The organism is Phycisphaerales bacterium, assembly GCA_016716475.1.
Classification (GTDB): domain Bacteria; phylum Planctomycetota; class Phycisphaerae; order UBA1845; family Fen-1342; genus JADJWG01.
The window spans coordinates 1,502,607-1,528,073 of record JADJWG010000002.1; the positions used below are offsets into that span (position 1 = coordinate 1,502,607).

Below are 25,467 nucleotides of genomic sequence, written 5' to 3' on the forward strand. Positions count from 1 at the left end.
TAACCGGGCGCGGGTTCAGGCCAGTACGTGGGTGGAGCGCGGCAACAAGCCGTGCTGGCGCAGGGCATCTTCAAACTGCTGCCAACGCTGTTCGAGCGTGCCCGTGTACCCAATGGAGAGTCGGACGTAACCGGGTGAGATACCGGCACGGGACTGGTCTTCGGGTGCCAGTTCGCTCGAAGTGCTGGCCCCGGAACAGGACATCAGCGTGTCGAAATAACCAAGCGAAACAGCCATGAATCCGAAGCGGTCCTCATTCTGCAGGGTTTCCATGAACGCGTTGGCACGGGCGGTGGTGCCGAGGTCGAGGCCGAGCAGGCCACCGTAGCCGTAGTCGGGGTTGGCTATTCGCCGGAGCACTTCGTGCTGGGGGTGTGTGGGCAGACCGGGATAGGTGACCGGCAGGCCGAGCGCCGCGAGGCGCTCCGCAAAACAGGCCGCACGCCGGCTGTGCTCAACCATCCGTAATCCCAAGTGCGGCAGGCGCAAACTGATGTTGAACGCCACATGCGGATCCATCGTCGGGCCAAGCAGCATGAGCGCCCCGTCGTGGAGGTCCATCAGGTGGATGATGAACTCCTGCCGGCCGCAGATCGCGCCCGCGATGCAGTCCGCGGCGCCGTTGATGAACTTGGTCAGACTGTAAACCACGACATCGGCACCGAGTTGTGCCGGTGAGACGATCAGCGGGGCAAACGTATTGTCGATGACAAGCTGGGCCCGATGACGGTGGGCGATCTCAGCCAGGCGCGGGATGTCAGCCACCATCAGGGTGGGATTGGTCAGCGTCTCAAAGTACAGCACACGGGTACGCGGTGTGATTGCCGCCTCGATCGCAGCCCAGTCGTCCACGTTCACGAACGTCGTTCGGATGCCACAGTTGCGCGGGAAGAATTCCTTGAGGAGCGCAAACGTGCCACCGTACAGGGCATTGCCGGCCACGATATGATCGCCCGTCTCGGTCAGCCCCAGCAAACTGCAGGCAATCGCACTCATCCCGCTGGCACAGCAGTACGCAGCCGCGGTGCCCTCGAGCGCCGCCAGTTCGCGGCCCAGCACATAGACGGTCGGGTTGAAGTGCCGGCCGTAGAGATAGCAACCCCCCGCCTCGGGGCCGCGGGCCCCCTGAAAGATCTCTGGCATGGTCGCGGCACGGAGCACCGTGAAGGTTGCACTGGCCTCGACGGACATGTTGACCCCGCCATGCTCGCCGAACTCGTGCCGCATGTTTGCAAGGGCCGCAATCGGATCAAAGGGGGGCATCAGTATTCTCCGGGGCCGCCCAAGGCCGGGGCGGCGGCGATATGCGTATCGATATATCAGGATAGTCCCGCGGCGGGGGTGTCGCAAGCGCAGCGGTTTGCAAGGCGGCGTTGCGTTTTCCGGTCTCACGCCCGACAATACCGGGCTCCGGTCGTGGTGCCCTGCGGGCCCGCTGCCACCGCGAGGAGTAGGACCCGCGCGCTCCGTGGCCGAGCGGCCCTCTGGTGCGTGGAGCAGGTGGACGGAACCGGCCGTCCGCCGAGGGAGTTTGGATGGCACGACGTCGCAAGAAGCTGGGCGAGATTCTCACCGGCTGGAACATCATTTCGCCCGATGCGCTGCAACAGGCAATCTCGTACGCCGCTGAACATGGGATGCGGATCGGCGAAGCGCTGGTCAAGCTGGAACTGGCCAGCGAAGAGGATGTGACCAAGGCGCTCGCGGCCCAGTTCGACCTGGAGTACGTCGACCTCGACAAGAATGTCCAGGTTCCAGCGGCCATGAACCTGCTGCCCGAAAAGGTCATCAAGGACGAGCGGGTCCTGCCGCTCAAGCAGGAGGGGAACCGGCTCAAGATCATCATTTCCGACCCGCTCGACCTCGAACTGCAGGACAAGCTGCGGTTCCTGCTCAACATGGAGCTGGACTGCGCCCTGGCGCCGCTCAGCAAGATCCAGCGGTTCATCGACCACTTCATGAACCGCGTCGACGAGAAGAGTATCGACGAGGCGATCCAGGAGATCGACCGCGACGCCGACCTGCATGCCAAGGAGACCGAGGCCCTCAAGAAGGCGATGGAGGAGGAAGCCGAGGCCCCGATCATCCGGCTCCTCAACCTGCTGATCGGCGAAGCCGTACGCATGCGCGCATCCGACATCCACATTGAACCGATGGCCGACCGCGTGCGGGTGCGCTATCGCATCGACGGCGTCTGCATCGAGCGTGATACCATCCCCAAGAGCATGCAGGGGCCGGTGATTGCCCGTCTGAAGATCATGGCAGGTATCGACATCGCCGAAAAGCGCCTCCCGCAGGACGGCCGCATCAAGATGCACTTCGGCACGTCGGCAATCGACTTCCGTGTGAGCGCGCTGCCGGCGTACCACGGTGAGAGCGTGGTCCTGCGTATTCTGCGGCCGGACTCCGTGAAGGTCGGCATCACCGGCCTCGGTTTCGAAGAGGACGACTACGAGCGGTTCCAGCAGATCATCCGACAACCCAACGGCATCTTTCTCGTCACAGGCCCGACCGGCTCGGGCAAGACCACCACGCTGTACGCCGCCTTGCAGGAACTCAACCGGCCGGACCGGAAGATCATCACGGCGGAGGATCCGGTCGAGTACAACTTCACGGGCATGAACCAGTGCCAGGTGCGCGATGAGATCGGGCTGTCGTTCGCCCGTATTCTGCGCGCCATGCTGCGCCAGGCGCCCAACATCATCCTGGTGGGTGAGATTCGTGACCGCGAAGTCGGCGAGGTGGCCGTACAGGCCGCCCTCACGGGTCACCTGGTCTTCAGCACGCTGCACACGAACGACGCGCCGAGCGCCGTCACGCGCCTGATCGACATGGGGATCAAGCCGTTTCTCGTGGCGTCGTCGATCCAGGCGATCATGGCGCAGCGGCTCGCTCGCACGATCTGCAAGGAGTGCCGCGAGATCGACGCTTCCCCCGACCGCTTCGTGCTCAAGATGGTCAACATCACCGACGACGACCTGGTCGGCCACCATCTCTACAAGGGCCGTGGCTGCAATCGCTGCCAGAACACCGGGTACCGCGGCCGGCAAGGCATCTTTGAGATGCTGGAAATGACGAACGAGGTGCGCGAACTCGCCTTCCACCGGGCGCCGGCGAGCGATCTGCGCCGGGCCGCCGTCGCCGCCGGAATGCGTACCCTGCTGCAGGACGGCAAGCGTAAGATTTTGCGGGGCATCACGACGGCCGAGGAAGTTGCCCGTATCACGCAGGCCGAGGGTATTATTGCTGACGAGTAAGCTGCCGATCTCCGGCACCGCGCGCGGGTGCGTGGACCGGGGCCTGGTTGAGGATCCGCCGTGGCTACCGTACACATTGATCGTCTGTTGGAAACGTGCATCCGCGTCGGCGCATCCGACATTCACCTGCATGTGAACCGCCCGCCCGTACTGCGGGTGGATGGCCGCCTGCGTTCGCTGGAAACCAAGTCGCTCGAACCGGATGACACCGTCGCGCTGATGAAGTCGGTCACACCCGAGCGCAACCAGCAGGAACTACAGGAGGAAGGCGGCACGGACTACGGCTTCGCCTTCGGCGACAAGGGCCGCTTCCGTGTATCGGTGTTCCGGCAGAAGGGCAACATCTCGATGGTGCTGCGCCTCATTCCGTCGAAGATTCTGTCCTTCGACGAGATCGGCCTGCCCAAGATCGTAAAGAGTCTCTGCCACCGCCCGCGCGGACTCTTCCTGGTCACGGGGCCGACGGGTTCCGGCAAGACGACGACGCTCGCGACCATGCTGGACTACATCAACCGCAATCGCGATGACCACATCATCTCGATCGAGGACCCGATCGAGTACTATCACACGCACGTGCGCTGCTGCTTTACGCAGCGCGAAGTGGGCGTCGACGTGCCGAGCTTCGCGGAAGCTCTGCGCCGCTCGTTGCGCATGGATCCGGACGTCATCCTCGTCGGCGAAATGCGCGACTTGGAGACGATTGAAGCCGCCATCCGCGCGGCGGAAACGGGCCACCTGGTGTTCGCCACGCTGCACACCACCGGCGCCCAGGGCACGATCAACCGCATCATCGACGCCTTTCCGGTGAACCAGCAGGAGCAGATCCGCGTCCAGCTCAGTACCAACATGCTCGCGGTGCTGTCGCAGACGCTGGTGCCCAAGAAGGGCGTCGGCGGCCGTGTGGCCGCGTACGAGTTTCTCGTGATCACCCCCGCCATCTCCAACCTGATCCGCGAGAACAAGACCTACCGCATCGACTCGGCCATCCAGACCGGCAAGAAGTTCGGCATGCAACTGCTCGACGACCACCTCTGGAACCTCTACGAGGCCGATGTGGTGGCGGCCGAGGAATGCGTCGACCGAGCCCGCAATCCTTCCGAGTTCCAGGCCAAGATCGATGCGAAGCTGCGCGGCCTGGCCGGCCCCGGCGGCCTGATGCAGAAGAAAAGCTACGAGGAGAAGCAGCTTGAGGAGGAGGCGGGCAGCTGAGGCCCGTCGGAGCCACAGCGCGGGCGGTGGTTGGGGATCCGTCGCGCTTCACCGGCATATCGGCCGGCCACAACACCTTCCGCCAGCGCGCGAGCTTCGCCCTGCCGGGGATGCTATGATTCCGCGCTGACAGGCAGACAGCATGGCCCCAGTGGCGTCAGGGAGTAAGATGAGCAGCGACAACACGGCGAAAGTAGTGATCATTGGTTCGGGACCGGCGGGTTTGACGGCGTGCATCTATGCCGCCCGAGCCGCTCTGGAACCGGTGTGTTTCGAGGGTTACAACGCCGGCGGACTGATTCCCGGTGGCCAGCTCATGTTCACCACCGATGTGGAGAACTATCCCGGGTTTCCCAAGGGCATCATGGGTCCCGAGATGATGAAGGCCTTCCGGGACCAGGCCGAGCGCTTCGGCACACGCCTGATTCGTGAAGACGTCGAGAAGGTCGACCTGTCGCAGCGCCCGTTCGTGGTCAAATCCTATGAGCACGAGATTCGGGCGCACGCCCTGATTATCGCAACCGGCGCTCGGGCCAATTGGCTGAACCTCGAGAATGAGCAGCGGCTCGCAAAGAACGGCGGCGGGGTTTCGGCCTGTGCCGTGTGCGACGGGGCGATCCCGCTGTACCGCAATCAGGATCTGATCGTGGTGGGCGGGGGCGACTCGGCCGTCGAAGAAGGCACCTACCTGACGAAGTACGCCCGGAAGGTCTACCTCGTTCACCGCCGGGACGAGTTACGCGCCAGCAAGGCGATGCAGGAACGTTTTTTCAAATATGTCGAGCAGGGCAAAATGGAACCGCTCTGGAACACAACCATCGTCGATGTGCTGGGCGACGACCTGATCACCGGCGTCCGCTTGAAGGACGTCCACACGGGTGCGGAGCGCGACTTCCCGTGCAAGGGACTGTTCCTCGCCATCGGGCACACTCCGAATACCGAGCTGTTTCGAGGCACGCTCGACGTGGACGACAAGGGCTACTTGCGCATTGCCAAGCCCGGCTCGACCTATACGAACGTCGCGGGTGTTTTTGCCGCGGGTGACGTCGCGGACCACGTCTACCGGCAGGCCGTGACGGCCGCCGGCACGGGCTGCATGGCCGCACTCGATGCGGAACGCTGGCTGGCGGCGCAGGGCATCGACTAGAAAACCCGCCACAGCCACCCTCCGTCACGGCTGACCGGCGGCTCACTGAACAATCACCGCTCCATCACCGCCCCGAATCGTAAGCGGACGGCTGAGCACGCGCTGGACGGTGATCACCCGTGCTTCGAGACTCCAAAGCTGTCCGCCGGTGGGGGTCTGATTGTACCGGTGCGGCCACGACTGACATGGCGATCCGTGTCTTCGTTGAGCTGGTGTTCATGGGCCGTACTCCGATCCGTGCCGCGCGCCGCGCCAGAGCTGGCGCGGGACACGACGGGTTGTGCTGCTTACTCGCCGATGACGGCGCTCGCTCCCGGGCTGGCCAGGCGCACGACGCACGGCCGGCCCAGATAGGCACGACCCCCATGTGAACTTCCAGGCGCGATCAGGATTGGATCCGTCTTCACCACTGCGAAAGCGGCGCGGGCGAGGGAGCGCAGGGGCTCGGCCGCGGTGCCGCGTTCAAAGCCGACGTGCGCCGGGTTCACGTAGATCGGCCGAACAGGGTCGATGAATGGACGCAACTGCGGTTCGGTGAGATCAAGGCGGGCGCCGCTGGCGGCCTGGACGACGCCGCAATCCGCGGCCGTAAGGATGCAACTGAGCACCGAGATGATCCGGTTGTCGCCACCGAGGAAAATCGGGGCACCATGCGATCCCGGCTCGGCCCGGCCATCACCCACAAATACGAGTCTGTAACCATTGGCCGCGGTACATGTGCCTACCGAGCTGCGCAGCGGCTCTTCATCGAACGGGCCGCACTTCTCGAGCGCCGTGTGACGCAGGTGCGAACCCTGTGGGTGATGCAGCATGAATCCGGCAGACGAGAAGACGCAGGAGGTGGCGAACCAGTAATTCGTTGTGGGGGCATTCCAAGAGTAAACCGGAACACTGGCGAAGGCCTCCGAGCCGATGCCGAGCAGGGCGATATCCGTCTGCGAGTTGTTGATCAGTACAGTTTCGGCGCGTGCCTGCGGCAATGTCGCGAGGTCCGGCGGTGGACCGCCACACCCGGAGGTGTAGTGCTTGAAGATCAGCACCGTCGTGTGCAGATTCTGACTTGTCACACCGCAGCTCGCCGCGGTCAGGAACATCAGCGGATTGTCGTGCGCGCAGGACCACTCGTTGTTCCACCAGTTACACCAGTTGCGATTCATCAGCGTGCCGCTGCACAGGTTGCAGCCCTGGCTCGTGCAGACAATCCATGTCGCCAGCGCATCCCGGTCCACGGTGGGGAGCGGGCCGACGCAATTCCAGTCCGTCTGGCAGAAAAGGGGGCCGCCGCGGTCCGGCGCCGAAGCAGAACCCACGGCTCCAGGCGATTGGACGTCGAATCCGCGGTACCCGCAGACGACCAGCGCGAGACGGGCCGTGGCTTCGCGAGCGTCGATGCCAACGGCACGATACTCGACGATCACCTCGTTCGTGAAGAAGATCGGCGACCAGTACGTACCGTCCGGACCTGGGGCGCCTTCCAGCTTTTGACTCGGAAGCTCGGGACGCCTGGGATCACTGACGGAGATCGCGGCCGCGGCGGAGCCGGCCCAGTCCTCGAAAACCAGCCGCAGCCACGCCGCTTCCGGAGCATGGACGCGTACAAGAGCTGTCATCGCGCCGCTCTCCTCCAGTACCAGGAGCCCGGCATCAGGCAGGACCGTTTCAAGCGGCTGAATAACGGCCACGCGTAACGGACCCAGGGGTTGGGCCGCGTCTTCCGCCGCCAGTGCTGCGAGATCGAGCGGGGCGGTCTCAACGACGGGGATTTCGCCGGGACCGTCGAAATCGCGCCAGTCGAGGGCGGCGCCATGCGCCGCAGCAAACATGCCTAGCGTCAGCGCCGCCAGGCACCAGCAGAAAACACGAGTCAAGGGTGTTTCTCCTGCCATTTTCCCGCAGTGATCCCAGGCACTCAAATGCCGATCGTCGTGCTCCCGTTGAAGGCGTCGAGGACGGCCGCGCGGGTATAGGTTCCTTTTTCACCAGACGAGCCGGACTTGATGACGACCCGCCCACCCGTCGGCACGCCATTCAGCCCGGCGCTGAGAGTGGTATACGGATTCGTGAAATCTCCGTTCGGGAAGATGCTGGATGCGCTGAAGTCGACCCAGGCGATGTTGGGCTGACCCGCCTCGATGAGACTTGGACGCAGGTTCGTAAGTGTCGCGAGTGCACGGGCGCGCTGGCCCGGGCTGAGTCGATGCGTGCAGATCATGGGAGCATAGGACATGACATTCGTCTGGTCGGGACTAAATCCGGTGCCGCAGCGCTCCTCGTCTCCCACGTATTCGCAGAGATCATTGACGTTCTCAGAACTCAGGAAGGGGTCGGCGGGCGTGTCGCAGAGCAGATCGCCGGCGGAGGTGCAGTTCGAGCCGTTCGGACACTCCGCTCCCCATACCGTTTCATGCGTGTGGTAAAGATCGAAGTAATGGCCCAACTCGTGAGCCAGCAGGGAATTGAAGCCCACTGTGCATGCGCCGTTGGTTGATACAACAACGCCCTGGATCGGACTGAAGGTGAAGCTACCGATTCCGCACAGTACACTCGTTTCTGTGTCGGTGGTGAAGCCGCCCACGAAGTAAATGTTGACGTGATTGGCAACGACGTTTGTGCTCCACAGAAACGGTAAGCCAACGTCTGGATCGAGAATGAAGAACCCAGTGTCATTCATCATGTCCACTGGCACAGTCCGCACGAAGCGCACACCGGTCGCGGCCCAGAACATGTTCGCGTTGTCGACTTGCGCATCGGCATCGCCCACACTGATGCCACCCGTACCATTATTACGCCGCACGATGTGCAATGCGACTGGGATGTTGATGACATAGCGTTCGTCGGCCGCTGCTTCATAGTAGCCGCCGGCCTGAAGCTGTGCGACGATGCGGGCGTCCTCAGGACTTAGTTGCGAGCCGCACCACGACTGCTGACCGAGCGCGGCGTGTGCAGAAATGCACAGAAGCAGGAGCGCTAGAAAGCCCCTGAGCGCATGAGCACATGACCACGACGTTGAGTTCGCAGGCATAGTCCGTCAATCCTTATTGCAGGTTGATGAGCACCAGCACCAGTCCCCTGCCCGTGTCCAGCGATCCCATCGCCTTGCCGATGATCGCGCCCTGTGCCGCCGCGTAATCCTGCACCTTCATGGCGTGGCCAGGCGTCTCGGAGGTGGTCAGCATGTCACCCGGCCGCACCGGGGCCGTGTCCGCGTCGACCCAGACATAAACTCGGCCGGCCAGTGCGATCGGCGGATGGTCCGCGCTGTCGGTCTTGCTCCCCAGGATTGCACCAACGGAGAAGCCGTTCGCGCCACTGGCCACGCCAGCGACCGTGCGGTTGTAGGCCCCGCGGGCAAGGCAGAGCTGGCCCTCGTTACGCGTGTCGATCGCGACGACCATCCCCGGCGCGATCACCTCAGAGGTGGGAAACTTCTCGGCGAGGTCGGCGCCCGTGATCTCCAGTACGTCCGTGATCACGCGGCCGACACCGGTGTTGTTGTAATTGCCGGTAATCTGTACCGTCGCCACCGGTGTGGCTGCATTGTTCTTCATCACGATATAGCCGCGGCCGGTGTCGCCGTAGTCGGCGTCAATCTCAATAAGGGGCAAACCGGCGTTGTTGTACAGTGTCAGGTCGGCACCGCGGTTGAGGCCTTCATCCGCATTCAAGTCGATACCAAGTTGACCATTGCCGCGCCAAAGCATGATCCGCGCGCCTTGGCCGGCATCGTCCTCTGCCTGAATTCTGACGGTTTCAGTTGTTCCATTCGAGCGATACATCCGTAACTCAGGGGCGCTGTTGCTGGAATCGGAGTGAATCTCCACGGCATTGGCGCCCGTACCGTCGTACAACTTCAGATAGGAGGCGCCGCCGGATCCGGTCGGGGCCGTTGCAATCCCAAGTTCGACTCCGGTCTGATTGGCCTGATTCACAAGTAGCAACCCGGCTCCAGCGCGACCGGTGTCCAGCAGGTCGGAGGTGCCGGCCTGTAATGAGACGCGCAGTTGACCCAGATGGTTGAGCCGCAAGTAGGAACCAAGGCCGGCTACGGAGATATTACCATTCAGGAAGCCGAACTGGGCATTCGGGTTGGTCTGGGCACCGATGCGCACGAGTGCGCCGAGCAGGGTATCGCCGACAACGTGCAGCTTACTGGTCGGCGTGTTCGTTCCGATCCCGACGTTGCCCATGTTGTTGTTGAAGATGTTTGTGCCGCTGACGCTCCAGAAACCCGTGCCGCCCGTCGCCGCCGTCGTCTGCGTCGTCCCGTCGGGGAAGACGAAACCGCCGCTGGTCGAATGAATCGCACCGACGACGCTGAGCTTGTTGTCCGGAGTATTCGTGCCGATGCCGACCTGGCCGCTGCTCGTGATCGCCAGACTTGCGGGATTCGTTGCGTAATTGTCGCTGGGACCATAAGTAAATAGGAGCGCAGAGGGATTGCTCGTGGTCGAAGTCCGGCGCACGATCGCCCAAGTGTCCACCAACGTCCCTGCGCTGATTTCCTTGAGAGAGACTGCCGACCCCCAGGCACCCGCTGGTGAACTGTAGAGCCCGAGCGACGCATCCTGGGACTCAATCACGATGCCGTCGTTTTCCAACGCGGCGGTAGTCAAGTCGAGTTCGAAGGTAGCGACGTGCAGCCGCGCGAGCGGTGCCGTATCGCCGAGACCGACTCTGCCCGCGTTGTCAATCGTCATGACGGAGTGCGTCAGGTTCACGGGGTCGTCGTTGGCGGAGGGGTGCTGAAGAAAGTGGAACTTGCCGCGCCCGAACGTCGCCGTGCGCTCGTACGCGAGCGCGGCCTTCGGCACGATCGTTCCGGTGACCTTGAAGCCGATCGAGGTCGAGGTCCCCGCGGTCGAGCTGACATTGTCGATGCGCAGCGGCATCGACAGCTCGCCGGGGAGCGTGTCGACGACCTGGAGCCGGTGGGCCGGGCTGGTCGTACCGATGCCGACGAGCCCGTCATCGTTCACATACACAGCACTCGCCGGACTACCGTCCCGCGCGTCGAGTGCCGAGGCCGCGTTGGCCTTCAACGCGTAGGGCGTGGGAGCAACGCGCTGACGGGGTGCAAGGGCCGTGTAAGGGCCGGTGCTCGCCCCGTCACGCATGCGGATCTCCATATAGCGTTCATTGCCGTCGAATCCCGCGGCGCCGAAGTTCAGACCGCTGATCGTGAAGGCGCCTGTGCGGGAGAAGGCGGCGAAGTCGTTCACGGTCAGTAGAGACCCGGCCGTGTTGCCCAGGGTCAGGGCATCATAGAGTTGGAATTGAAAGTCGATCGTCGAATTCGGTCCGCTGGTCGGGGGCGGGGAGCCATTGATCAGCAGTACGCCCTGGTAGGTGATCCCGGCACCGATATTGACGCGGCCCTCATCACCGTCATCGTCCGGATCCATGAGGATCTCCAGCTCCTCGAGTTCTTCCGTCGACTGATAGGGTGGCTGCCCGCCGCCCTGAGCCAGGGACCATGCCGTCATTCCCAGCGCCGCCGTTGCAATTCCAAGCCACGTGCTCAGACCATTGAACGATTTCATGTACCACGACTCCTCAAGATGTGGATGCCGGAAGGTCGCCTGCCGCGCGGCCCGGGCGCGGCATCAGCCCAGTGGTAAACTACCGGTAGGCGCAGCCCAAGCGTTTGGCCGCTACTTCTGCGTGACCCGACACCCAGACGCCTCCTACGCATAGATAGAGCCGCCCAACGCCCCGTTGGACAAACTGGGGTGTGAGAAATCGCGCTATCCTGGCCGCGTGCTGCTGGTCTGGGGCGAATCCGGGGGAACCAGCTCTGCCCCCCGGGAACCATTCCCTTTCGGCCAAGTCCCGACGCACCGATCAACTACGGAGCGGGGCCGGCGCAATCCAGCCGCAGACACCGGGAAGTCTGCCAACCCTGATTCCGGGGGATTGGGTAGCACCTGGCCGGCCAATCCGCGGGCTGAAGGGTGCCCCGCTGTGCTGCGACATCCCCAGCGTCGGCCGAGTCGATCCCGCGAGTCCGCCACATGGGCTGCTAAGCGGAATCACGGCGCCGGCGCCGGTTCAAGTTCCGCAAGCAAGCCCCGTGCCTGCTCCGCTTCAGTGTGAAGGTGTTCGCCGGCCGCGGAGTAAATCGCAACCGCCGTGCGCAGGTGCTCCGTGGCGCGGTGCGCCTCGCCGACCTCAAGGAGTAAGCGCCCGAGGGCGAGATGCACGTCCGCGGCGCGCGGGTCTCCGGCAGTCGTACGGGCCGCGTCGACCACCAGCACGTCGACAAGCCGCGTGAGGGCCTCGCCGACACAGCCCGAATCGCGGAGCACTTCGGAAACCTGCACCGTGTTGGTGAGCACATCACCCCACCGCTCGTTCGCGAGGAAGATGGTTTCGGCCGCAGCCAGGAGTTCGAGGGCTTCCAGTGTCCGGCCGTCGCGCGAGAGGAAACGCGCGTAACGCTGCAGGAGCAATCCGAGGCGCGGGTGTTCTCGGCCGTGCAACGCCACCAGCATGCGCTGAGATTCCTCGTAAAGTGGTTCTACTTCGCTGGCGGGTCGGCCGCGCTTCGTGAGTACGTCGGCGAGATTGGACATGGCCCATGCGGTGTCGAAATGCGGCGTGTCCTGATGCAGACTGCGACAGCGTTCGACCGACTCGCGCAGGTGCGCTTCGGCCTGCTCGAATTGCCCCAGGTGAACATGCACGATGCCGAGGTTGGTATGGAGCACGGGCATGGTGTTGTTGTCGGGTCCCCAGCACTCCGTGTAGCGTCGCAGGGCTTCATGATACCACTGCAGAGCTTCGTCGTATTTACGTAGCGAGCGTTTGACGAGTCCCATGCTGCTGGCCGTCACCGCCAGGTAGCCGGAATCGGGCGGCAGGATCCGGACATAGATCTCCCAGGCACCTGTCACGGCGGCCTCGGCCTCCACGGGACGCCCCAGCACGCGGTAGGTACGACCAAGCGCATCGAGACACTGGGCAACCTGCGCGGAATCCTCACCGAACACTTCCCGGCGGCGTTCGAGTGCCATGCGGTAGTGCGGTTCCGCCGCGGCATCTAAACCCAGTTCGCGGTAGGCGTCACCGATCGTGAGGCGCAGCGCACCCTCGGCCGCCGCATCCATCCGCGTGCTGGAGTGGTCAAGGCGCTCGGAGGCCCGGTCCAGCATTTCGCGGACGGTGAGTGTTGGCCCCTGCACGGAGCCAGTACGCCCAGCGGACAACAACATGTTCTGTAGGAATTCACGAATGGCGAAAGCCGAATGCGACTCCCGGGTGGCCTGCCCCAGTGCGACCTGTGCCTGCTGGGCTTCGGAGTCCGCGCGGCTGCGCTCCTGCTCCGCACGCCAATAGAGGGTGGTACTGATCGCGGTCGCAGCCGTCGCCAGCAGCACGTATCCCAAGGCGAAACCGACAGTGACGCGGTGACGCAGGGCGAATTTGCGCAGGTGATACGCCAGGGTCGGAGGGTGCGCGAGTACCGGCTCTCCGCGCACATAACGTTCGAGATCCAGTCGCAGCGCATCGACCGACGCATAGCGATTCCGTGGCTCGGCTTGCAGGGCCTTCCTTACGATCGCACACAGTTCGCGACCGATGCCGGGTGCGAGGCGCTCCAACGGTCGTGGACCTTCACGCTCGATACAACGGGCAAGCTCCCCAGGGGGCAGTTTCGGGTCCACCGGCGGCTCGCCCGCCAGGCACAGGAACATCATCGCACCCAGGGAATAGACATCGCTGCGCACATCCACTTTGGCAGCCGCACAACGCAACTGTTCCGGCGGGGCGAACGCAGGCGTGCCCAGCATGGCGCCGGAGAAGGTCAGTCGAGCGGTGGCAGCCGAATCATCCGGCCGGGCCGCAAGCCCGAAATCCAGGACGTGGGGCTCTCCGGCCGCATCGACAAGCACGTTGGAGGGTTTGAGATCGCGATGGATGACGCCGCGCTGGTGGGCATGCTGCACGGCGTCGCAGATCTTGCGGAAGACGCCCACGACCTCGCTGATGTCACGCGGCCGGGTTCCCGCGGGACGGGCCCAGGCATCCAGCGGCACGCCGTCGATCCATTGCAGGGCGACGATCAGTTGACCGTCGACGTCCTGGGCGCCGAAAACCGCGACAATGTTCGGGTGATTGAGGGCCGCTGCGGCCTCGATTTCGCGCTCGAAGCGGGCGCGCATCGCTGGTGTCGCGAACACCCCGGCCGCAAGTCGCTTGAGTGCCACATCGCGCGCCGGCCGGGACTGCCTGGCACGGTAGACCACTCCCTGACCGCCGCGACCGGCTTCCACGAGCAGCTCGAAAGGCCCGACGTGCCCGAGGATCGGACGTTGCACGTACTCGGCGACTTGTCGAAACCACGCGCCATCTTCCAAGGAGCCGGTGCATAGGGCGCGGATCGGATCCGGCAGCGGAGCCGATCCGCCGTCGACAGCGCTGCTCCACGGTTCATCGGGTTTCATTCCATCTGATCCTCTTCCGCTACCTGCGTTGCGATCAACTGCTCGAGGCGGCGCCGGATTCGCTGTCGCGCCTTGTAGACGGCCTGCTCCTCCATCGCGAATTCGCCAGCCAGTGCGTGGATGTCGATGCCGGCCAGACTGCGCTCCAGGATCAAGAGATCCCGCGGGGAAGCGTCGGCTCGCAAGGTCGCAAAGGCGAGCCGGAAGTGGTGTGCCACCCACTCCTCTTCCCAGATCCTCGCTGCGGCCGGGTCGCTGTCACCATTTATGGAATCACCCAGGTCCACCCTTATATCTAGCGGTCGATGCCGGTGGCCTGGACAAGTTGCCCAAGCAGATAGAACGTGCTGGGCACAGCGGAAGAGGTAGCCGCGGAAACTCCCGCGCTTCCGATCGTAGACGAACTGGGGCAGTCCCTTCAGCAGCCCGGAAAAGACGCGCTGAGTGAGATCCTCAGCGTCGATGTGGCGTACTCCACGGCGTCGAAAGAAGCGGATCAGCCAATCGCGGTAGCGACGGTCGAACTCCGCCCAGGCGACGTGGTCCGCGGGATCACGCACGCGCATCAATAGCGATGGAGGCGTCGTATCCATCTCGTACCAGCCATGTCGAGGCCAGAAGCCGCTAGGCAGAAGTGTGCGAAATTCCAGAGGACCCCGCAAAGCACTGGCGGGGGCCGGTTTCAGCCCGATTTTGAATCTAAATCATTCTAGCGGCGGGAGTAGTGTTCTTCCAAGTCGAAGTCGGCGGAAGCTTACATGCCGGAGTCGGCCGGGCATCCGCCAGGAGCTGGACGCGGACGAACGTCTCCGCCGGCGACAGGCCGAGGCCGTGCCGCTGCTGGACGCGTTGCAGGCCCTGCTGGTCGAGCAGAAGGAGAAGTTGCTGCCCAAGCATCCGCTGGCCCACCTGCCCGACACGCCCCTCTGCCAGCTCGACGCGTGGCTGCCGGACGCGTGGAAGCAAAGGTCGGCCAGCCCATCCTCGAACTGGGCCCCCACGCAGTCCTGACCGCGAACCCACGCCGCACACGCCACCCACGCCGAATCCGTCCTCACCCACCCGCCACCGCACCACAAGGGCGCCGTTCGTCCAACGGACACTACCGTTCCCCCCCGAGAAGGAACGTCAACGCTTCGCCCGCAAGCCCGGCTTCAGCTTCAGGACGAACTGGTGTTCCGGAGCCGTCAGGTAACGGTCCAGCGACGGCGAGTACGACTTCATCTGGACGGTCTCCCCGTCCGGCAGAAATTCGATGATCCGCAGGTACCCCTCACCGCCTTCGCGCCAGGTCTGGTAGTTGCAGAGCACCTGATGGATACGATCGCCGTGGGCGCCCTCTTCCGTGAGCAACGCCTGCCCATCGTTCAGCACGTGCCCGTTCATGGTGAGGATGAAACCCGAGTGCTGACTGACCAGCCGCTCCCACAATTCCTGGCCATCCGTCACGCCGCCGGGTTGCTTCGACGTCCCGTACAAGTGCGGATTCCAGCGCTGGTCCGCGCCACGTGTCTTCCAGTTGTAGCGGGTTTCGTCGGAGTACATGTAGGCGTGTGTAATCAGTATCTTGCGGTGCTCCGGATGCTCGGCCGCAATGCGATTGGCCCAGGCGACGGTGTCCAGCCGCGGCCCCCACTCGAGCGCCAGGACCAGGAATTTCGCACCGCCCGCTTCGAAGACGTGGTACGAGTTATCCAGCTTGCCCGGTTCCATCACGCCGCCAAACGTCGGCCACTTGGTATGTTCAGCCACACTGAAGTACTCGTTCAGGAGGGTCGTTCGGTCGGAGGCGTTGCCCCCCGGACCGTAGTCGTGGTTACCCGGTGCGAGCGCATAGGGCACCTTACCGTCCAACCGGCGCAGGGCCGCCTGGGCCACCTCCCACTGCTCCGGGGTGTTGCGGTTGGTGATGTCGCCTAAGTGTAGAACGTATTGGATGTTGAACTTTTCCCGATGGTCCACAATCCACTGCGTCTGGTTGTGAAAGTGCTGCGGGTAGCGCTCCGCGTACATCTGTGTATCCGGTAAAGCAATCAGCGTGAAGGAGCCGGGGACAAACGGCAGCAGCTCCGGATCCTTGTAGGGTGGCGTCACCGTCACCTCAGGCGACTCCCCCGCCACCACCGCCTGCACGTAGCCGCGCAGATTGCCAAAGAGGGAGCGGGCCGCCGCTTCGTATTCTGCAGGTGCCGCGAGCGTCCCATCAGGCGCGTACAGCGCGTCGAGATACAGCGAAGACAGCACGTACCGCCCCTTTCCATGCTGCCCCTCGAGCAGGATGGGCCGCCGATTCGCCTGATCGACAGACATCAGCACCCGCATCCCTTCGAAGCCGGAGAGCGACTCCCAGTTCCCGGGGCGGCCGAGGTAGGTGGGCAGCCGCAAGGTCGGCGGTTCGCCGATGGTCACCAGTCCGGCCACCAGCGGGTGGTCGGGGACGCGCACGACCAGGGGCGCGATATCGTCGTCGCAACGCTCCGCGCGCATGCCTTCCGGCAAGAATGGCACCCGCGCCTCCGTCTGGTCGGCCTGCGTGAGTTGGAGTACCACTCCGCCGCGCTCGACAAACTCGATCAGCGACGGCCCGTGTCGCTGCATGTATCCTTTGTAATCAGCGTGCTCGCTGCTGAAACTGCTGAACGCAATCAGCGCTGCGCCCTGCTGCGTCGCCGGCTTCTCGATGTCCAACGCCTGAACGGAGAACCCCGCCTGCTCCAAGCCGCGCGCGAGCCCCGTGGCGTTTTGCAGCCACTCCTCGTGCGTTCGCTCGAGAACGGCCGCGCGCGGCGTTCCGGCCTGGCTCGTTACCATTGTCGCCCACAATGCACACGCCATCGCGAGACCTTGTCTGCCAAAGCCCCGGCTCCAAGCGTACCCCATGCTGCAACTCCTGGCGCCCCGCACTTCTTAAAAATCAACCCGGTGACCGCATGCAAGGTACAACCCGGGCGGCCACAACATCCTCACGGCCGCAGTGTGAGCCCGCGCCCCCGTGCCGGCAACCGCTGAGTCCGCGGATGCACAACTCCCCAACACCCAATTAACCAGGCGTTCACACAATGGCGTGCGGCGGCTACCCGCACTTCGTTTCTCAGCCACGTGTCAACAGCAACTCCGCGAAATTTGTGATCACCGCATGTTCACTGGTAGGTACGGACTTATTTCCAGGCCGTGTCACGAGCACCGTAAGCATCCCGACCGCAGCGGCGGCATCGAGTTCGGCGGACACATCGGACAGGAACACGATCGTGCGCGGCGCCAGCCCGAACTGCGCTGCGATCTGCGTATAGCTCGCAGCCGCCTGTTTCGGACCCATGGTGGTGTCGTAGTGGCCGCGCAGCCACGGCGTCAGGTCACCGTACTCAGTATGTGCAAAGAAAACTTGCTGTGCCGTGCTGCTGCCTGACGAGTAGATCCGCACGTCCAGGCCTGCCTGGTTCCACCCCGCCAGCGCCGGCGGCACATCGGCGAACACGTGCGACCGCAGTTCCCCGGCCGCATAGCCGCGCGCCCAGATGAGGCCCTGCAGGGCCTTCAGCCCCGTGGCCTTGACGTCACGCGTCATGAGATCGTGCAGGTGAGCCACGAGCGCGCGTTCGTCCGTAAACTTCGCGCCGGCGTCCGCCTCGACCTGTGCCCGGGCCTGCCGCACCTCCGGATCCGCGCCGTGCAGGGCGAGAAACTCCGCGAGCCGCGCGCGCGCGTACGGAAAGAGCACGTCGTACACGTAGGACACCGCCGAGGTCGTGCCCTCGATATCGAGCAACACCCCACGGACCCGGTAGGCCACCATCAGCGCACCAATCCCGGCAGCGCGCCACCGGGCGGCAGGTAACTCGGCCCCCAACAGACGGGCTCGAAGTTGTTGTGCAGCCCCTGCTCTTCGTAGAACGGGGTCCAGCCGGCCGGGTCTTGAAACAGGCGGATTGCACGGATGGTGCGGTCGACACACAGGTCGAACCAATGCCGCATGCCCGCCGGCACGGTGAGCAGGTCGCCACTCTCAACGGTAATCGAGAACACGTCATGCCCTTCGGGGTGCAGATGAAACAGCCCGCGGCCCTTCACGATGAATCGCACCTCGTCCTCCGTGTGGCGATGCTCGCGGCTGAACTTCGCGAGCAGCGCATCAAGCCCCGGCAATTCCGGCTTGATGTCAATCACGTCGGCTGTAACGTAACCGCCGCGCTCCTTCAGCGTCGCGATCTCCGGTGCATACGCAGCAAGAATCTCTTCCGCGGGTGCATCGGGGGAGCACTTCTCCTGCACCGGCCAGCGCTCGTAGGTCAGGCCGAGCGGCGCCAAGAACGCCTGGATCTCCACGGCCGCATCCAGTGTGCGGTTCTGCGCGGGAATGTAAACGGCTGCCATACGGTCGGCACCTCCGGGCCCTTGTTGTGGCCCATGTGGGGAACTACGGGCGGGTCCGAGTCCATTCATCCCGGCGCGCCGCGAGTTCCAACAGGAATTCGAGGATCTCCACATGTCGCCGGGCTTCGGCGAGGTCGCGGCCCCACGTGTAGAGCCCGTGACCGCGCATCAGGAAAGCATGTTGCGGGGGTTGCCCGGGCGTGGCGAACTGCGAGCGCAACTGCTCAGCCAGCGCCGGGATGTCCTGCGTGTTGTCATAGATCGGAATGTGCACGCGCGCGTGGTGGGTGGTAATGCCGGCCAGGCCCTTGAGCATCTCGAAACCAGCCAGCTCGACCGCCCCGGCCGCAAAGTGCACTTCCGAAAGCAGCGTGTTCCAGATCGAATGCGTGTGCAGGATCGCGCCGACGCCGGGTTGCTGCGCCAGCACGACATGCAGCCAGGTTTCCGCCGAGGGCTGCGGCGCACCCCGACGCACGGGGCGTGCCTGGGCATCGACGACCACGAAGTCGTCATCGCGCAGGGCGCGTTTGTCACGTCCGCTCGCAGTGATCAGCAAGCGCAACGGCTGGCGCGCCAACACCACGCTATAGTTCCCGCTTGTGCCGTACGCCCACCCGTGTTCGTAGAAAAGCGCCGATACATCCTGCAGTGCCCGGATGGCGGGCAAGTACTGCCGCACCTCGCGCTCCGCCGGTGTGAAACGCAGCCGCAGCGCGGCCAGCAACCCCGGCACCGCGGCCGGCGTCGGACGCGTATCCGCAGCCGCTCCGGTCTTCCCCGGCACGAATGTGGGCACTTCAGACATGGACGGCAGCTCCTCTGAACTGGCGGATGCGGCCGACGGCCTCCCGCAGAATGTCGTCTTCCTTCGCGAAGCAGAACCGCAGCAGCTCCTCACCCGTCGCGCCCTGGTAGAACGCTGTGCCGGGGATGCTCGCGACGCCGCACTCCTCGAGCAGCGCCATCGCCGCGGCCTTGGCCGACGTGAATCCCAGGTGCCCGATTTGCGCCAACACGTAATACGCGCCCTGTGGCACGATCGGGTGCAACCCTGCCGTCGCCAGCCCCGCGCACAGAATGTCGCGTTTGCGCTGGTAATCCGTGCGCAGGTGCTCGAAGAATTCCGGGGGAGCGGCGAAGCCCGCCGCGGCTCCGTGCTGGAGCGGCGTCGGCGCGCAAATGTAGAACAGGTCGTTCACCAGTGTCAGCGCGCGTGCCTGCGGCTCCGGCGCCACCGCATAACCCAGGCGCCAGCCAGTAATGCTGAAAGTCTTCGAAAGCCCCATGATGCTCACGGTGCGCTCCCGCAGCCGGCCGACCGTCGCAGGACTCACGTGGCGCTGTCCGTCGTAGGTGATGTATTCGTAGATCTCATCCGTGATCAATAGCAGGTCGTGCTCCGCCAGGACCCGGTCGAGCATGCGGAAGTCTTCTTCCCCGTACATCCGGCCGCTGGGATTCGACGGTGTACACAAGACGAGCGCCCGCGTATTCGGCCGAATCGCGGCGCGCAGCCGCGCTTCGTCGAGGGCGAAATCGGGTGGGGCGAGCGTGATGAATTGGGGCTCGAGCCCGGCCACGACGGCCGTGTTCAAGTGGTAACCATAGTAGGGCTCAGGCAGCAGGAGTCCGTCACCGGGGTTGAGCAAGCCGAGCAACGCGCAGCCGAATGCGCCGGAGGAACCGACCGTGACCACGATCTCGCGCTGCGGGTCGGCGATCAGATCATTGTCGCGCGCGAGCTTGGCAGCGATGGCCGTGCGCAATTCCGCCACGCCCTCGGGGAACGAGTAGGTACTGCGGCGGTCGCGAATCGCGGCAATGGCACCCTCGCGGACGAGTGGCGGGGTCGGCAGATCGCCGAGCCCCTGGCCGAGGTTGAGGCCACCCCGGCGCTCGCATTCGCGTGTCATGTTGCGGATCTCGGATTGCACCATGCCGGTCAGTCGGTTCGAAAGATACGGTCGCATGCAAGCATCCTGCGTGTTCAGAAGGAAACCGGGACGCGGAAGGACGGTCTCAATCGGTCAGGAAATCAGGAAATTCAGGGCGAATGTTCGATCCTGGGGCGCGCCGCGCCGACGGGGAGCTTTAACAGGTGGGACAACAACAGCGTGGGTAGATTCCTGCGGCCATGCGGGGAGGATAGCGGCGGTACGAGTGAAAATCCAGCACAATGCAATCCCCCCACCTCGGGCTTGCGTCTTGCCCCACCCGGGCCGCGGAGCTACACTGGCCCCTGCTAGTGAGGGGGCATCCGGCCTTTGACGACGGAGAGCGTGCATGGCTTCGACGGCGGCGTTACACCACAAGGCAGTGGAACTTGGCAAACTCGCGGTTCGCATGACCACCAAGTCCGGCTCCGGCCACCCTTCGAGCGCCCTCTCACTCGCCCATCTCATCACCTGCCTGATGTACCGTACCATGCGATACAACGTCGCCGACCCGTGGCACCCCTCCGCCGACCGCCTAGTGCTGTCCGAAGGTCACGCCGTGCCGATCGTCTATGCCGCGCTTGCCGATCTCGGCGCCACCGTCGGCAAATCCAGGGCGGCGGCCTCGAAGCTGACTCACGCCGAGCTCGACCAGTTGCGCGCCCGCGACTCCGTGCTCGACGGACACCCCAACCCAGCCGAGGGCATGCCCTTTTTCGATGCCGCCACCGGCAGTCTCGGGATGGGGCTGAGTGTCGCGGCGGGTTTGGCGGCGGCCGCACGGCTGGATGGCTCCAACCGCCGGGTGTACTGCATCATCGGGGATGGCGAAGCCCGTGAAGGGCAGATCTGGGAAGCGGTTGACTTCATCGCCGACCACAAGTTGGCCCACGTCTGTGCCATTTTCAATGCGAACGCCCAGGGCCAAGCGGCGCCCGTCTCCGAGCAGCAGTCCGCCACGACTCTCGCAGCCAAGATGCGGGCCGCGCATTGGGAGGTCGTCGAACTGGACGGCCACGATCCGGATGCGATTCTGACCGCCCTCGCCAAGGTCGGCACCACGCCGCGCCCGCTGGCCTTGATCGCCACAACCGTCAAGGGTTGGGGCTGCGAACCACTGCTCAAGGGCAACTGGCACGGCAAGCCCATCCCGGAGAATGAACTCGCTGCTGCCCTGGCGGAACTCGATATGACGGCCACCCGGCTCGGCAAGGCCGCAAGTCTGGACGGACCGCCAGCCGCCCCCCCCCTTGGCATGGGCAAGCGTACGGAACCGGAGGATGTGACATGGCCGGCCTTTGACGCTGCGATGGCCGCGAACGGTCTCGCCACCGCGCTTGAGAAGGGCGCGCTGTCGACACGGCGGGCGTACGGGGCCGCGCTCAAAGTGGCCGGCGACCTGCTGCCGCAGGTGGTGGCTCTCGATGGCGACGTGAGCAATTCAACCTTCTCCGAGGTTTTCGGCAAGGCCTACCCGGAGCGCTTCTTCGAGTGCAAGATCGGCGAGCAGAACATGATCTCCGCAGGCGCGGGCCTGGCCGCCGGGGGCTACATCCCGTTCGCCAATTCCTTCGCGAAGTTCATCTCCCGGGCGTACGACCAGATCGAGATGGCAAACATTTCGCGGGCCAACCTGAAGATCGTCGGATCGCACGCCGGCATCTCGCTCGCGGCCGATGGCCCCAGCCAGATGGGCCTCGTGGATGTCGCTTTCTTCGCGAGCTACACGACCGTCCGCGGCGATGACCGCGAGAGTCCGTTGCTGTGGTTCTTCCACCCGGCCGACGCGCTGACGGCCTATCACTGCACGCGCCATATGACCACCCTGCGCAGCATGTGCTACATGCGAACGCACCGTCCGGACGTCCCGCTGCTGTACGAAACCAGCGCGACCTTCGAACTGGGTGCGTGGAACGTGCTCAACCCCGGCGACGACCTGACAATCATTGCGTCGGGCTACATGGTCCACCCGGCCAAGCAGGCGGTCGCCCTGCTGGCCAAGCAGAACATCCGCGCCACCCTGATCGACGCGTGGTGTTTGCCGGTGCAACCGGAGCGGCTCGCGGAGCAAATCCAGCGGGCCGGCTGCCGGGCCCTCGTGGTCGAAGACAACTACGGCGGCGGGTTCGGGTCGATCGTCGCGGAGATCGCGGCCCGCACCGGCAACCTGCGGGTCGAAACGCTCCGCTGCCAGCGCATCCCCAAGTCGACCCGTTCACCCGAGGAAGTGCTCGACTACTGTGGCGTCGGTGTTGGGCAGATTGCCGACCACGCACTCGCGATGCTGCGCCGAGCGCGCTGACGCAGCGCCGGGTGCATCCCGCACCGGACCTGAGCTGCTGCGCCACCAGTGGCGTGTGCTGCGTTCTACGCTACACTCTGGCCCTTTGGGTCGTCGCGCGGCGCGCACCGCCGACGGTAGTTTCGGGCCGTACCTGGTTCCCGCGGAGTCTACCTACCCATGAATCTCGTCACCGGAGCCACCGGGCTGCTCGGCAGCCATATCGTCGAGCAACTTCGCAAACGCAACATGCCGGTTCGGGCGCTCGTCCGGCGCGGCGCCGATCGCACCTGGCTGGAAACCCAGAGCGTCGAGTTCGCTGAGGGCGATATCACCGAGCCGCAGACGCTTGCGGCCGCCTGCCAAGGTGTGGATGTGGTCTACCACTCGGCGGCCAAGGTCGGCGACTGGGGCCCGTGGGAGGATTTCCAGCGCATTACGATCGACGGCACCCGCGCCATGCTTGATGCCGCTATCGCCGCCGGCGTACGACGCTTCGTGCATATCAGCTCCATCAGCACCTACGGCTACCACACCCACGAAATCACCGTCGATGAGACCTTCGACCTCGGATACAAGCTCTACCAGTGGGCCTACTACAGCAAGTCGAAGGTGGCTGCCGAGCTGCTCGCCTGGGAGGCCTTCAAGGCCGGGCGCATCGAGCTGACCGTCATCCGTCCGGCCTGGATATACGGTGAGCGCGACCGCGTGACGATCGGCCGGCTTTACAACATGATCAAGGGCGGCAAGGCCAAGATCCTGGGCGACGGCACCAACCGTCTCAATGTCGTGTACGCCGGCAACATCGCCGAAGCCGCGATCGAGGCCGCCGGCCGTGCCGATTGCAACGGCGAAGCGTTCAACTGCAGTAATGACGGGGAAATCACCCAGCAGCAGTACTTCGACCTGCTCGCCAAGGCGATTGGTGCGCCTCCCGTGCAGCGCCAGGTGCCCTACAAGCTCGCGTATACGGCCGGCTTCGTGCTCGAGTGCCTCGGCCACCTTTTCCGGACGAAGGAACCGCCCTTCATCACGCGCTACGCGGTCTGGCTCATGGGCCGTCGCTCCTTCTTCAGTGCCGAGAAGGCCCGCCGCATGCTCAACTGGCAGCCAACCATCACCTACGAGGTCGGTGTACCCAACACTGTGCGCTGGTACCGCGAGCAGCTCGCGAAGGGGTCCTGAACGCGCGGGCTCTCCGTAGGCAGCTCTGCCGGGCGGTCGTACAATGGAGCAGGTTCGCGCCACGGAGACCGACGATGCGCATACGCGAATTCCAGCAGCTCATCGACCGCATGTACTCCGACAAGGATCGGGCGCGCGGCGCCGCAAAGACTTTTCTCTGGTTCACCGAGGAAGTTGGAGAACTCGCCCGGGCCATCGCGCGCGGCGACGATCGCGCTAATCTCGAAGAGGAGTTCGCGGACGTCCTCGCCTGGCTCGTCACGCTCGCCAACGTCGAAGGGGTGGATCTCGAGAGCGCCCTGCGGAAGTTCACCACGGGCTGCCCCGGTTGCGGAGAACTGGTGTGCCATTGTGTCGCCAAGCTAACGTGAGGGCGCCCGCCCGTACCGCCCTGGGGAGTGCCTCGATGACACCCAGCCGCACTGCGCTCCTGTCGCTTGTAGCCGCCGTGCTGACCTGCCAGGCCGTCCCCGCGACCGCGCAGCGGAGCGCAATCCAACCGCTGCGCACCATCGAAACGCGCTACTACATCCTCCATACCGACCTCGACGACGACCATGTCCGCGAGGCCGTCCAGCGCATCACCCTGATGGCCGAAGAGTACCACCGCCGCACCAGCGGACTCGGACGCACCGTCACCCAGCGATTGCCCTTCTATCTCTTCAGCGATTTCCGCGCGTACGAAGCCAATGGCGGGCTCCCGGGCTCCGCCGGAGTTTTCACGGGCGACCGCTTGATGGCCGTCGTCATGCCTCAGAATCCCGCCTTTACCTGGTACGTCGTCCAGCACGAGGGCTTCCACCAGTTCGTCTACGCCGCGATCGGCCCCAACATACCCATCTGGGCCAACGAAGGACTCGCGGAGTACTTCGCCCAGGGCATCTTCACCGGCCACCGCTTCCTGCTGGGGGCGGTGCCACCAGAACGTCTCGCACGGGTGAAGCTCGCGATTCGCGAGCAGAAGTACCTGCCGCTGGCGGAGATGATGCGTCTGCCACAGGTAGCGTGGAACATCGACCTGCGCAGCTATCACTACGACCAGGCGTGGGCGATGGTGCACTTCCTCGCCCACGGCGACAACGGCCGCTACCAGGATGCCTTCTTCGACTACCTCCGCGACGTGAGCCGCGGCGTTGCGGCCGAGCGCGCCTGGACCAGCCGCATGGGGACGGACATCCGCGCCTTCCAGCAGCGCTGGGAGGCCTACTGGACCAGTCTGCCGGACTACCCCACCGAGGAACTCTACGCCGAGGCGGCGACCGAGGTGTTGACGGCATTCCTTGCCCGGGCCTTCAGCCAGCGGCAGTACTTCGAGGAGTTCGAGCCATTCGCGACGGCCATACTCTCCGGTGAAATCCAGATGCACGCACAAGACTGGTTGCCGGCTACACTGGCGCAGCGGGTGCTCGAAGACCGGGCTCGTTTCGGTACATGGGCACTGGTCCGCCGACCCGGGCAACGACTGCTAACACTCACCCGCCCCGATGGAACCGTGTACGAGGGAAGCTACCGGGTCGAGCGCGGGCAGGTACGACGCGTGGAAATCAAGGTGCGGCCGCCCGCGCGGCGGCGCTAGCCGCGCGGATGGAGCACACCCCGAGCAGCCGGGTAATGACACTGTCGCGGTGGGGCGTGC

The 25,467-nt window shown here is 64.6% G+C and carries 19 protein-coding genes; 8 read left to right on the forward strand and 11 right to left on the reverse strand.

The genetic code is table 11. The features are described 5' to 3' along the window. Positions 1-15 precede the first annotated feature (15 nt). Positions 16-1,263 carry an aminotransferase class V-fold PLP-dependent enzyme gene (locus tag IPM18_13810; GenBank protein ID MBK9120655.1) on the reverse strand — a complete coding sequence of 416 codons (1,248 nt, stop codon included), beginning with the start codon at positions 1,261-1,263 and terminating at the stop codon, positions 16-18. Positions 1,264-1,535: 272 nt separating this feature from the next. Between IPM18_13810 and tadA the strand changes: the two genes are divergently transcribed. The 3 genes from tadA to trxB all read left to right on the forward strand — a co-directional run bounded on the left by tadA (position 1,536) and on the right by trxB (position 5,613). After that, positions 1,536-3,257, forward strand: a complete 1,722-nt coding sequence (tadA, locus tag IPM18_13815) for a Flp pilus assembly complex ATPase component TadA (protein MBK9120656.1) — start codon at positions 1,536-1,538, stop codon at positions 3,255-3,257. A gap of 60 nt (positions 3,258-3,317) precedes the next feature. Beyond that, positions 3,318-4,466 (forward strand): type IV pilus twitching motility protein PilT, encoded by a 1,149-nt coding sequence (locus IPM18_13820; protein MBK9120657.1) that lies wholly within the window; start codon positions 3,318-3,320, stop codon positions 4,464-4,466. A 169-nt stretch (positions 4,467-4,635) separates the two neighbouring features. Next, positions 4,636-5,613: a thioredoxin-disulfide reductase gene (trxB, locus tag IPM18_13825; protein MBK9120658.1), complete on the forward strand. Its 978-nt coding sequence runs from the start codon at positions 4,636-4,638 to the stop codon at positions 5,611-5,613. Between the two features lie 287 nt (positions 5,614-5,900). Here trxB and IPM18_13830 read toward each other — a convergent pair whose 3' ends face one another. The 5 genes from IPM18_13830 to IPM18_13850 all read right to left on the reverse strand — a co-directional run bounded on the left by IPM18_13830 (position 5,901) and on the right by IPM18_13850 (position 14,650). Then, positions 5,901-7,481 (reverse strand): hypothetical protein, encoded by a 1,581-nt coding sequence (locus tag IPM18_13830; protein MBK9120659.1) that lies wholly within the window; start codon positions 7,479-7,481, stop codon positions 5,901-5,903. A gap of 41 nt (positions 7,482-7,522) precedes the next feature. Then, positions 7,523-8,635 (reverse strand): hypothetical protein, encoded by a 1,113-nt coding sequence (locus tag IPM18_13835; GenBank protein ID MBK9120660.1) that lies wholly within the window; start codon positions 8,633-8,635, stop codon positions 7,523-7,525. A gap of 13 nt (positions 8,636-8,648) precedes the next feature. Further along, positions 8,649-11,153, reverse strand: a complete 2,505-nt coding sequence (locus IPM18_13840; GenBank protein ID MBK9120661.1) for a hypothetical protein — start codon at positions 11,151-11,153, stop codon at positions 8,649-8,651. Between the two features lie 489 nt (positions 11,154-11,642). After that, entirely contained in the window at positions 11,643-14,057 is a 2,415-nt protein-coding gene (locus IPM18_13845; GenBank protein MBK9120662.1) for a serine/threonine protein kinase, read from the reverse strand. After that, on the reverse strand, positions 14,054-14,650 hold the full coding sequence (locus tag IPM18_13850) for a sigma-70 family RNA polymerase sigma factor (GenBank protein ID MBK9120663.1): 597 nt from the start codon (positions 14,648-14,650) through the stop codon (positions 14,054-14,056). Before IPM18_13850 ends, IPM18_13845 begins: the two co-directional genes overlap by 4 nt. A 238-nt stretch (positions 14,651-14,888) precedes the next feature. On the opposite strand from IPM18_13850, the gene IPM18_13855 reads away from it, so the two are divergent. Then, positions 14,889-15,068: a hypothetical protein gene (locus tag IPM18_13855; GenBank protein MBK9120664.1), complete on the forward strand. Its 180-nt coding sequence runs from the start codon at positions 14,889-14,891 to the stop codon at positions 15,066-15,068. Between the two features lie 117 nt (positions 15,069-15,185). On the opposite strand, the gene IPM18_13860 is transcribed toward IPM18_13855, so the two are convergent. From IPM18_13860 to IPM18_13880, 5 genes are all read right to left on the reverse strand, one after another. Then, the gene (locus tag IPM18_13860) at positions 15,186-16,367 is read right to left on the reverse strand and encodes a metallophosphoesterase (GenBank protein ID MBK9120665.1); all 1,182 of its coding nucleotides are present in this window, start codon (positions 16,365-16,367) and stop codon (positions 15,186-15,188) included. Between the two features lie 781 nt (positions 16,368-17,148). Next, entirely contained in the window at positions 17,149-17,850 is a 702-nt protein-coding gene (mtnC, locus tag IPM18_13865; protein ID MBK9120666.1) for an acireductone synthase, read from the reverse strand. Beyond that, the gene (locus IPM18_13870; GenBank protein MBK9120667.1) at positions 17,850-18,428 is read right to left on the reverse strand and encodes a cupin domain-containing protein; all 579 of its coding nucleotides are present in this window, start codon (positions 18,426-18,428) and stop codon (positions 17,850-17,852) included. The genes mtnC and IPM18_13870 overlap by 1 nt, the downstream gene beginning before the upstream one ends. Before the next feature lie 43 nt (positions 18,429-18,471). Then, the gene (gene mtnB, locus IPM18_13875; protein ID MBK9120668.1) at positions 18,472-19,236 is read right to left on the reverse strand and encodes a methylthioribulose 1-phosphate dehydratase; all 765 of its coding nucleotides are present in this window, start codon (positions 19,234-19,236) and stop codon (positions 18,472-18,474) included. After that, on the reverse strand, positions 19,229-20,401 hold the full coding sequence (locus IPM18_13880; protein MBK9120669.1) for a pyridoxal phosphate-dependent aminotransferase: 1,173 nt from the start codon (positions 20,399-20,401) through the stop codon (positions 19,229-19,231). The genes mtnB and IPM18_13880 overlap by 8 nt, the downstream gene beginning before the upstream one ends. 313 nt (positions 20,402-20,714) lie before the next feature. Between IPM18_13880 and IPM18_13885 the strand changes: the two genes are divergently transcribed. From IPM18_13885 to IPM18_13900, 4 genes are all read left to right on the forward strand, one after another. Then, positions 20,715-22,667, forward strand: a complete 1,953-nt coding sequence (locus IPM18_13885) for a transketolase (protein MBK9120670.1) — start codon at positions 20,715-20,717, stop codon at positions 22,665-22,667. 159 nt (positions 22,668-22,826) lie between these two features. Continuing rightward, positions 22,827-23,831 carry an NAD-dependent epimerase/dehydratase family protein gene (locus IPM18_13890; protein ID MBK9120671.1) on the forward strand — a complete coding sequence of 335 codons (1,005 nt, stop codon included), beginning with the start codon at positions 22,827-22,829 and terminating at the stop codon, positions 23,829-23,831. Positions 23,832-23,905: 74 nt separating this feature from the next. Further along, complete coding sequence (locus IPM18_13895) at positions 23,906-24,202, forward strand: nucleotide pyrophosphohydrolase (protein MBK9120672.1); 297 nt, start codon at positions 23,906-23,908, stop codon at positions 24,200-24,202. Positions 24,203-24,237: 35 nt separating this feature from the next. Then, positions 24,238-25,407 (forward strand): DUF1570 domain-containing protein, encoded by a 1,170-nt coding sequence (locus IPM18_13900; protein MBK9120673.1) that lies wholly within the window; start codon positions 24,238-24,240, stop codon positions 25,405-25,407. Positions 25,408-25,467 lie beyond the last annotated feature (60 nt).

Bases quoted from the DNA above. Each gene is read 5' to 3' on its own strand.
- IPM18_13845 (MBK9120662.1), bottom strand. From the start codon at position 14,057: ATGAAACCCGATGAACCGTGGAGCAGCGCTGTCGACGGCGGATCGGCT.
- IPM18_13835 (MBK9120660.1), bottom strand. From the start codon at position 8,635: ATGCCTGCGAACTCAACGTCGTGGTCATGTGCTCATGCGCTCAGGGGC.
- IPM18_13900 (MBK9120673.1), top strand. From the start codon at position 24,238: ATGACACCCAGCCGCACTGCGCTCCTGTCGCTTGTAGCCGCCGTGCTG.
- mtnB (MBK9120668.1), bottom strand. From the start codon at position 19,236: ATGTCTGAAGTGCCCACATTCGTGCCGGGGAAGACCGGAGCGGCTGCG.
- IPM18_13880 (MBK9120669.1), bottom strand. From the start codon at position 20,401: ATGCGACCGTATCTTTCGAACCGACTGACCGGCATGGTGCAATCCGAG.
- IPM18_13810 (MBK9120655.1), bottom strand. From the start codon at position 1,263: ATGCCCCCCTTTGATCCGATTGCGGCCCTTGCAAACATGCGGCACGAG.
- IPM18_13885 (MBK9120670.1), top strand. From the start codon at position 20,715: ATGGCTTCGACGGCGGCGTTACACCACAAGGCAGTGGAACTTGGCAAA.
- IPM18_13850 (MBK9120663.1), bottom strand. From the start codon at position 14,650: ATGGATACGACGCCTCCATCGCTATTGATGCGCGTGCGTGATCCCGCG.
- IPM18_13895 (MBK9120672.1), top strand. From the start codon at position 23,906: ATGCGCATACGCGAATTCCAGCAGCTCATCGACCGCATGTACTCCGAC.
- trxB (MBK9120658.1), top strand. From the start codon at position 4,636: ATGAGCAGCGACAACACGGCGAAAGTAGTGATCATTGGTTCGGGACCG.
- mtnC (MBK9120666.1), bottom strand. From the start codon at position 17,850: ATGGTGGCCTACCGGGTCCGTGGGGTGTTGCTCGATATCGAGGGCACG.
- IPM18_13870 (MBK9120667.1), bottom strand. From the start codon at position 18,428: ATGGCAGCCGTTTACATTCCCGCGCAGAACCGCACACTGGATGCGGCC.
- tadA (MBK9120656.1), top strand. From the start codon at position 1,536: ATGGCACGACGTCGCAAGAAGCTGGGCGAGATTCTCACCGGCTGGAAC.
- IPM18_13890 (MBK9120671.1), top strand. From the start codon at position 22,827: ATGAATCTCGTCACCGGAGCCACCGGGCTGCTCGGCAGCCATATCGTC.
- IPM18_13860 (MBK9120665.1), bottom strand. From the start codon at position 16,367: ATGTCTGTCGATCAGGCGAATCGGCGGCCCATCCTGCTCGAGGGGCAG.
- IPM18_13840 (MBK9120661.1), bottom strand. From the start codon at position 11,153: ATGAAATCGTTCAATGGTCTGAGCACGTGGCTTGGAATTGCAACGGCG.